Source organism: Klebsiella sp. X1-16S-Nf21 (assembly GCF_002837615.1).
GTDB classification, from domain to species: Bacteria; Pseudomonadota; Gammaproteobacteria; order Enterobacterales; family Enterobacteriaceae; genus Klebsiella; species Klebsiella variicola.
In genome coordinates, this window is sequence record NZ_PJDK01000125.1 from 1 (window position 1) to 8,708 (window position 8,708).

9 protein-coding genes and 1 pseudogene are annotated in these 8,708 nt (G+C 56.4%); 1 reads left to right on the forward strand and 9 read right to left on the reverse strand.

Translation table 11 applies throughout. The features are described 5' to 3' along the window. From CW267_RS28990 to sdhC, 5 genes are all read right to left on the reverse strand, one after another. A partial coding sequence (locus CW267_RS28990) for a 2-oxoglutarate dehydrogenase E1 subunit family protein (RefSeq protein WP_413773666.1) occupies window positions 1–573 on the reverse strand: 573 nt, incomplete at its 3' end. 505 nt (window positions 574–1,078) lie between these two features. Beyond that, window positions 1,079–1,795 carry a succinate dehydrogenase iron-sulfur subunit SdhB gene (gene sdhB / locus CW267_RS28995; protein WP_008805686.1) on the reverse strand — a complete coding sequence of 239 codons (717 nt, stop codon included), beginning with the start codon at window positions 1,793–1,795 and terminating at the stop codon, window positions 1,079–1,081. 15 nt (window positions 1,796–1,810) lie between these two features. Next, entirely contained in the window at window positions 1,811–3,577 is a 1,767-nt protein-coding gene (gene sdhA / locus CW267_RS29000; protein WP_008805685.1) for a succinate dehydrogenase flavoprotein subunit, read from the reverse strand. After that, a complete protein-coding gene (sdhD, locus tag CW267_RS29005; RefSeq protein WP_002894949.1) occupies window positions 3,577–3,924 on the reverse strand; it encodes a succinate dehydrogenase membrane anchor subunit in 348 nt (115 codons plus the stop codon). The genes sdhA and sdhD overlap by 1 nt, the downstream gene beginning before the upstream one ends. Then, window positions 3,918–4,322, reverse strand: coding sequence for a succinate dehydrogenase cytochrome b556 subunit (gene sdhC / locus CW267_RS29010; protein WP_004142216.1), 405 nt, complete (start codon window positions 4,320–4,322; stop codon window positions 3,918–3,920). The genes sdhD and sdhC overlap by 7 nt, the downstream gene beginning before the upstream one ends. Before the next feature lie 640 nt (window positions 4,323–4,962). Between sdhC and gltA the strand changes: the two genes are divergently transcribed. After that, entirely contained in the window at window positions 4,963–6,246 is a 1,284-nt protein-coding gene (gene gltA / locus CW267_RS29025) for a citrate synthase (protein WP_008805683.1), read from the forward strand. A 66-nt stretch (window positions 6,247–6,312) separates the two neighbouring features. Here the strand turns inward: gltA and nei are convergent, their stop codons facing one another. The 4 genes and pseudogenes from nei to CW267_RS30210 form a co-directional block, all read right to left on the reverse strand. Further along, window positions 6,313–7,104: an endonuclease VIII gene (gene nei, locus CW267_RS29030; RefSeq protein ID WP_008805682.1), complete on the reverse strand. Its 792-nt coding sequence runs from the start codon at window positions 7,102–7,104 to the stop codon at window positions 6,313–6,315. A 15-nt stretch (window positions 7,105–7,119) separates the two neighbouring features. Next, window positions 7,120–7,764 (reverse strand): pyroglutamyl-peptidase I, encoded by a 645-nt coding sequence (gene pcp, locus CW267_RS29035; RefSeq protein ID WP_012542429.1) that lies wholly within the window; start codon window positions 7,762–7,764, stop codon window positions 7,120–7,122. 29 nt (window positions 7,765–7,793) lie between these two features. Beyond that, complete coding sequence (gene pxpA / locus CW267_RS29040) at window positions 7,794–8,546, reverse strand: 5-oxoprolinase subunit PxpA (protein WP_012542430.1); 753 nt, start codon at window positions 8,544–8,546, stop codon at window positions 7,794–7,796. Continuing rightward, a pseudogene (locus CW267_RS30210) lies at window positions 8,536–8,708 on the reverse strand (allophanate hydrolase subunit 2 family protein); the annotation flags it as partial. The pseudogene CW267_RS30210 and the gene pxpA, both read right to left, overlap by 11 nt.

The window sequence follows — 8,708 nt, forward strand, 5'->3', positions numbered from 1 at the left end:
TACCGATTCAATACGCTGCTGGATCCAGCGTTTTTCCTCAGTAGAGGTGATATGCATGTATTCCGCGCCGATGGAGCCGCAGTAGGTTTGCTTGAGGGCGGCAATCAGGTCGCCCAGCTTCATCGTGTCTTTACCGATGGCAAATGAACCTACGTTATAGCTATCCTGGAAATCGGCCTCGGTCAGATCGTGGTAGGCCGGATCAAGATCCGCCACTCTCTCTTGCTTCCACAGTCCCAGCGGATCGAGATTCGCATGCTGGTGGCCACGGAAACGGTATGCGTTGATGAGCTGCAGGACTTTAACCTGCTTCACATTGGTGTCAGGGTCGGAAATCGAAGAAGTGTAACGTGAGGCATCCTTCGCCAGTCGACGGAAATAATCACGTGTTTTGGAATGGAATTGATCCGGTTTAACTCCGGTGCCAGGTAACTGCTGGAACATCGAACGCCAGTTGGCGTCAACAGAGTCAGGATCGGTTAAGAAGTCTTCATAGAGCTGTTCTATCCAGCTCTGGTTCGAACCAGAGAGGAAAGAAGAGTCCAGCCAGGCTTTCATTGCGCCGTTCTGCATCGTGATCCCTTAAGCACTTTTATGCTTATTTCGCCGTAGAAACTACCACGCACACCGAGTGCACGTGCCGGGGTTCACTTGTTGCGGACGAGTTGTGGTTTCTATCCGCTAAGGAACCTTTAAAAACTGCCATTAATCTTCAGCGTTCAGGCTGCGGTTGCGTTGGCTGCCTTCGCTTACCCCGGTCACATAGTTCACTATGCTCCCGGGGATGCGCTCAGTTGCCGCCTTACCTCGCACTGAACGCCTCGATTACTGGTACATCTTGTGGCGGTTTTTAAAGATTTCCTGCTATCCCCTTCATACTTCAAGTTACATGTGCGTTGGCTTTCCTCACTCACCCCAGTCACTTACTTGAGTAAGCTCCTGGGGATTCGCTGCGTCGCCGCCTTCCTGTAACTCGAATTATTTAGGGTATTCATTTCCCGGTGGCACAAACGCTACCGGGGCTACTGCTTTGGTAGCCCGGATAAGCGCAAGCGCCATCCGGGACAGACCGTGTTGCTTACGCGCTGCGCTGCAGCAGCATCGACTTAATATGGCCGATGGCGCGCGTCGGGTTAAGCCCTTTAGGACACACACTGACGCAGTTCATAATGCTGTGACAGCGGAATACGCTGAAAGCATCGCTCAGGCCTTCCAGGCGCTCGCTGGTTTCGGTATCGCGACTGTCGATCAGGAAGCGATACGCGGCCAGCAGGCCAGCCGGGCCGATGAACTTGTCCGGGTTCCACCAGAACGACGGGCACGAGGTTGAACAACATGCGCACAGAATACACTCGTACAGACCATCGAGTTTCTCACGCTGCTCAGGCATCTGCAGATGCTCGCGAGCCGGAGGATTTTGCCCATTATTCAACAAGTAAGGCTTAATCTTCTCATATTGTGCATAGAATTGCCCCATGTCCACCACCAAATCACGGATAACCGGTAATCCTGGCAGCGGACGGATAACAATCTTCTTGCCCGGCTGATTCAGCGCGGAGATTGGCGTGATGCACGCCAGACCGTTTTTCCCGTTCATGTTCAGACCATCGGAACCGCAAACCCCTTCACGGCAGGAGCGGCGGAACGACAGCGACGGATCTTTTTCTTTCAGCTGGATCAGCGCATCCAGCAGCATCATGTCACGACCTTCTTCCGCTTCGAGGGTGTAATCCTGCATATGCGGAGCGTCGTCAACATCCGGGTTATAGCGATAAATTGAAAACTCGAGTTTCATTTTCCTGTCTCCGCATTAGTAAGTACGAATCTTCGGCGGGAATGCCGGACGCAGTTTCGGTTCCATGTTGACGCTACGACGCGTCATGGATTCCGACTCTGGCAGATACAGGGAATGGCACAGCCAGTTTTCATCATCACGATCCGGGAAATCGAAGCGGCTATGGGCGCCACGGCTTTCAGTACGGAAGTTAGCGGACACGGCGGTCGCAAACGCGGTCTCCATCAGATTGTCCAACTCCAGGCACTCGACGCGCTGGGTGTTGAACTCGCTGGAAGTATCGTCGAGACGCGCGTTTTTCAGGCGCTCGCGGATCACTTTCAGTTGCTCCAGACCTTTGTGCATCGCATCGCCTTCGCGGAACACCGAGAAGTTGTGCTGCATACATTCCTGCAGTGCTTTGCGGATTTCCACCGGGTCTTCGCCGGAGCGGGTATTGTTCCAGCGATTGAGGCGGTCCAGCGAGCCTTCGACATCCGATTCGCTGGCGTCGCGCAGCGTGCCCTGCTCGGCGATGGACTCCTGCAGATGCAGGCCCGCCGCGCGGCCGAAGACCACCAGGTCGAGCAGCGAGTTGCCGCCCAGACGGTTGGCGCCGTGGACCGATACGCAGGCAATTTCGCCTACCGCGAACAGGCCCGGGATCACCACGTCTTCGCCCTTCTCATTCACGGTCAGCGCCTGACCGGTGACTTTGGTCGGGATACCGCCCATCATGTAGTGGCAGGTTGGGATAACCGGGATCGGCTCTTTCACCGGATCGACGTGAGCAAAGGTACGGGACAGCTCAAGGATACCTGGCAGACGAGATTCCAGAACCTCTTTACCCAGGTGATCCAGTTTCAGTTTCGCATGCGGGCCCCACGGACCATCGCAGCCGCGGCCTTCGCGGATTTCGATCATGATGGAACGCGCCACCACGTCACGACCCGCCAGGTCTTTGGCGTTCGGGGCATAACGCTCCATAAAGCGCTCGCCGTGTTTGTTCAGCAGGTAACCGCCTTCGCCGCGGCAACCTTCGGTGACCAGCACCCCTGCACCGGCGATGCCGGTCGGGTGGAACTGCCACATTTCCATATCCTGCACCGGAACGCCGGCGCGGATGGCCATCCCGACGCCGTCACCGGTGTTGATGTGGGCGTTGGTGGTGGACTGATAAATACGGCCTGCGCCGCCGGTCGCCAGCACGGTGGCGCGGGCTTTAAAGTAGACCACTTCGCCGGTCTCGATGCACAGGGCGGTACAACCGACCACCGCGCCGTCCTGGTTTTTCACCAGATCGAGGGCATACCATTCGGAGAAGATAGTGGTGTGGTTTTTCAGGTTCTGTTGATACAGGGTGTGCAACAGCGCGTGGCCGGTACGGTCAGCCGCCGCCGCGGTGCGTGCCGCTTGCTCGCCGCCGAAGTTTTTCGACTGGCCGCCGAACGGGCGCTGATAAATACGGCCGTCGTCAAGACGGGAGAACGGCAGGCCCATATGTTCCAGCTCAAGAATCGCTTCCGGGCCGGTCTTACACATATATTCGATGGCGTCCTGGTCGCCAATATAGTCTGACCCTTTTACGGTGTCGTACATATGCCATTCCCAGTTATCTTCATGGGAGTTACCGAGCGCGACGGTGATGCCACCCTGCGCGGATACGGTATGGGAACGGGTAGGGAACACTTTGGAGAGCAGTGCACAGGTCTGTCCGCTCTGGGAAATTTGCAGCGCCGCGCGCATACCTGCGCCGCCGGCACCGATAACAACAGCATCAAACTCTCTGACTGGCAATTTCATTACACACCCCACACCACAACAAATCCATAAAGAACGTAAGCCACCAGCGCCACAACGATAGCCAGTTGCAGAACCAGGCGCAGAGCCAGTGGTTTAACGTAGTCCGTTAACACCTGCCACATCCCGATCCAGGCATGGATGAGAATGGAGACGAGAGCCAGCAGAGTGAAGACTTTAGTGAAGCCGGAGGCAAAGAATCCGGTCCACACTTCCCATGAGATTTCACCGGTGGTGGCGAAGAAGCCAACCATGTAGATGATGTAGAGGGTCAGAACGATGGCGGTAGCACGGACCAGAATAAAGTCATGTACGCCGTTGCGTCCCAGTGCTGAGGCGTTGCTTACCATACGAGGACTCCTGCGAGAAGTGAAAGCACGACAGTAATAACAAAAGAGATTTTGGCGGAACGTTTCCCTGCTTCGAGGGTTTCGTCCAGGTAGCCAAAGTCCATCATCAGATGGCGGATACCGACAACGACATGATAGGCCAGTGCGGTGAGAATGCCCCACATGATGAACTTCACAAAGAAGCTATCCATGATCGAGGCCGCCGTCAGAAAACCTTCAGGGGAGGAAAGGCTGGTGCCCAGCAACCAAAGCAGAATTCCGACCGCCACGAAGGTGATGACACCGGAAACGCGATGGAGAATGGACGCTATCGCCGTGATTGGGAACCGTATCGTTTGTAGATCCAGATTGACAGGTCTTTGTTTTTTCACATTTCTTACCATGAATAACGCCCACATGCTGTTCTTATTGTTTCCTTCCTCCGGTCTGCTTGCGGGTCAGACAGCGTCCTTTCTATAACCAGAAGTCATGTTAAAACGTCTTTTCAGGCATTAAAACATCACTAAACAACGCTGGGTGGCTCGGGATTGCAGGGTGTTCCGGAGACCTGGCCGCAGTATAGGCCGTTCACAAAATCATTACAATTAACCTACATATAGTTTGTTGGGTTTTCTCCGGAACAGTGATCAAGGTCACGATAACAACATTTTTTTAATTTTTAATCACCTGATTTGACAAATATTAAACATTCTTGTTACAACCATTACCAGTTAAATGCAATAATGCTCAAAAGTTATGGGGTCACTCTTTCACCTGAGAATAAGTTATGTAACAGTGTGTCAGTATTGACCGATGTAATCAGGACAGTTATTAGTGGTATACAGGTTTTAATATTCGGACTGCTAAAACGCTGATTTGCTGTTGTTTCACCGCAGCCCTGAAGGACGTACCATCAAGCGCCGTTGCTCTGTACCCTGCCCTTTTCGCTGACGCAGAGCTGTGTGCAACATAACAAACTGGTAACGTATGCAGGCGCGGGCCGAAAGCAAATCCACCACCCGGCAGTCTTAAGCAATAAAGGCGCTAAGGAGACCATAAATGTCTGATGCTAAAGCAAAAATCACCCTGGGTGGTGACACTGCTATTGAACTGGATGTGCTAAAAGGCACGCTCGGTCAGGATGTTATTGATATTCGTAGTCTTGGTTCAAAAGGCGTATTTACTTTTGACCCAGGTTTCACATCCACTGCTTCTTGTGAATCTAAAATTACGTTTATCGATGGTGACGAGGGGATCCTGCTGCACCGCGGCTTCCCGATCGACCAGTTAGCGACCGAATCTAACTATCTCGAAGTATGTTATATTCTGCTGTACGGTGAAAAACCGACTCAGGCCGAATATGACGAATTCAAAACCACCGTCACCCGCCACACCATGATTCATGAGCAGATCACGCGTCTGTTCCATGCATTCCGTCGCGATTCCCACCCGATGGCCGTGATGTGCGGGATCACCGGCGCCCTGGCGGCGTTCTATCATGACTCCCTCGACGTGAATAACCCACGTCACCGCGAGATTGCTGCCTACCGTCTGCTGTCCAAAATGCCAACCATGGCAGCCATGTGTTACAAGTATTCTATCGGCCAGCCGTTTGTTTATCCGCGCAACGACCTCTCCTACGCCGGCAACTTCCTGCGCATGATGTTCGCGACACCGTGCGAAGAGTATGAAGTCAATCCGGTGCTTGAACGCGCGATGGATCGTATTCTGATCCTGCACGCCGATCACGAGCAGAACGCGTCGACCTCGACGGTACGTACCGCCGGCTCCTCCGGCGCTAACCCGTTCGCCTGTATCGCTGCTGGCATCGCCTCCCTGTGGGGACCGGCGCACGGCGGCGCCAACGAAGCGGCGCTGAAGATGCTGGAAGAGATCAGCTCCGTTGAGCACATTCCGGAATTTGTTCGTCGTGCGAAAGACAAGAATGACTCTTTCCGCCTGATGGGCTTCGGCCATCGTGTTTACAAAAACTACGACCCGCGCGCCACCGTGATGCGTGAAACCTGCCATGAAGTGCTGAAAGAGCTGGGCACCAAAGACGATTTGCTGCAGGTAGCCATGGAGCTGGAGCATATCGCGCTGAACGACCCGTACTTCATCGAGAAGAAACTCTACCCGAACGTCGACTTCTACTCCGGTATCATCCTGAAAGCGATGGGTATTCCGTCCTCCATGTTTACCGTTATCTTCGCCATGGCGCGTACCGTGGGCTGGATTGCGCACTGGAACGAAATGCACAGCGATGGCATGAAGATCGCCCGTCCGCGTCAGCTGTACACTGGCTACACCAAACGCGATTACCAGTCCGACATTAAGCGCTAATCTTGCCGTCCGGATGAAAAAAAACGCGCCACCTGGCGCGTTTTTTTATCTGCCTGACTGCCGGGCTTAATGCTGGCATCCAGGACACCAGTAAAACGGCCGCGAGGAGAGTGTCGTCTTCTCAATCACGCCCCCACAGCGCTCGCACCTTTCCCCGTCGCGATGGAAGACCTTAAAGCGAAACAGCGCGCCGTGATGCTTGTTGTCATCGGCCTGGCCGCGGGTGTGATACGACAACCGCGGAATAGCCAGCAGCGCGTGCGCCAGCGCATCCAGCTGACTATCGCTCAGTTCAGCGGCTTTACGCTTTCCGCTTAATCCCACCTGCCAGAGGATCTCCACCCGCAGATAGTTACCGAGCCCGGCCAGAAAAGCCTGATCCAGCAGCAGGCCGGAAAACTGACGATGGCGGAATTTGGCCGACAGCAGCCGCGCTTTCACCTCCTCCACGGTTAACGTCATATCCAGCACATCTGGCCCCACGCGCAGTAAAAACGGGTGATGGGCAACCTGCTCCGCCGTGAGCATCTCGATGTCCGAGGCGCTATAGAGCAAAATCGCCTTGCGGGCGGTCTGCAGCCTGACGCGCAGCACCCGGTTAGAGGCGGGCTGTTCCCCGGCGTCAACCACGCGCCAGACACCATACAGCTGATTATGGCTGTACAGGGTCAGCCCGCCGGAGAAGTGTGTTAACAGGGCCTTGCCGCGGGTGGCGATATGGGTCACCCGCTGGCCAATCAACAGGCTTTGATAGGGTTGCAACTGCGGAAAGGCGAACCAGGCATCGGTTAAGGGTTCGCCTTTGATTGCCGCCTCCAGTTTATCCGCCGCGCGGCGGATCTCCGGACCTTCCGGCATACTGTCATCCTTCTGTTAATGGGTGGCGCCGCCGCCCAGTTTACTATCCACCGACTGGCGCAGCGCCACGGCAATGGCCGTTTCCAGCGCTTCCCGCACGGTGGCGGTCGCCATACTCGGCTCGCCGGGATGGGCCGCCGCCTGCGCCGGTAGCCATGGAATATGGATAAAGCCGCCCCTGACGCCAGCCTGCTCCTGCAGCTTATGTAGCAAACCATACATCACGTGATTGCAGACGAAGGTGCCGGCGGTTTGGGAGACCGAAGCCGGGATCCCGCGATCGCGCAACGCGCTGACGATCGCTTTGATCGGTAAGGTACTGAACCACGCCGCCGGCCCCCCGTCGACGATCGGCGTGTCGACAGGCTGCTGGCCTTTGTTATCGGGAATGCGCGCATCATCGACGTTGATAGCCACACGTTCAACGCTGATATCGACGCGACCACCAGCCTGCCCAACGGCAATGACCAGCCTCGGCTGCAGGTCTTCTATCGCCGCGTAAAGCACCGACAGCGCCTCGCCAAACACACAGGGGAGCTGGCGGGCGATCACCGGCTGCCCGGCAATCATCGTCCCGTCCAGCTGCTTCACCACTTCCCATGAAGGGTTAACCGTTTCGCCATCAAAGGGTTCAAAACCGGTGAGCAATACTCCCGCCATCATCCTCTCCTTCGCGGTCATTCAGGTTGTCACGCTTCAGCGTCCAGTTGCGCGCTGACCAGAATATGGCGCCCGGCAAAGGCCGCCCGCAGACGGCGGGCAAAATCCAGCGCGTGCGGGCCATCGCCGTGCAGACACACCGTCTGCGCCACCACGTTCGCCCACTCGCCGCTGATACTGCGCACCCGGTGGTGCTGCACCATCTCGAGGGTTTGCGCCAGGGCCTGCTCTTCGCTGTCGATCAGCGCGCCGGGCTGGCTGCGCGGCACCAGGCTACCGTCGGCCAGGTAGCCGCGGTCGGCAAACACCTCCTGGCGCGTCGTCAGACCATAGTGCTGCCCGGCGCGGATCAGTTCGCTGCCCGCCAGCCCCACCAGCACCAGCTTCGGGTTAACATCACGGATCGCGCGGGCGATCGCGTCCGCCAGCGGCGGCGACTTGGCCGCCTGGTTATAGAGCATGCCGTGCGGCTTCACATGCTGTAGCTCGCCGCCCTGCGCCTGAACGATCGCCGCCAGGGCGCCAATCTGATACAGCATCTGGGCATAGACCGTTTCCGGCGGCAGATCCATCGCCGTACGGCCAAAATTTTCCCGGTCGGGGTATCCCGGATGGGCGCCCACCGCCACGCCGTACTTCAGCGCCTCGCGTACGCTCTGCACCATCAGTCCGGCGTCGCCGGCATGAAAGCCGCAGGCGATATTCGCCGACGAGACCAGCTGGAGCAGCGCGCTATCGTTCGCGCCCCCTTCCCCGAGATCGGCATTGAGATCAATCATCATCGTGGAGTCTCCAGGCCAGTTGTTCAAGATAACGCTGGCGATCGGCCCGTGCTTTTAAGGCATCCTCCAGCGAGCAGGCGACAAAGTGGATCGGCTGCCCCAGCGGGATCTGCGCCAGCTGGTACATATCAGCCTCAATAATGCAGGCGATGCGCGGATAGC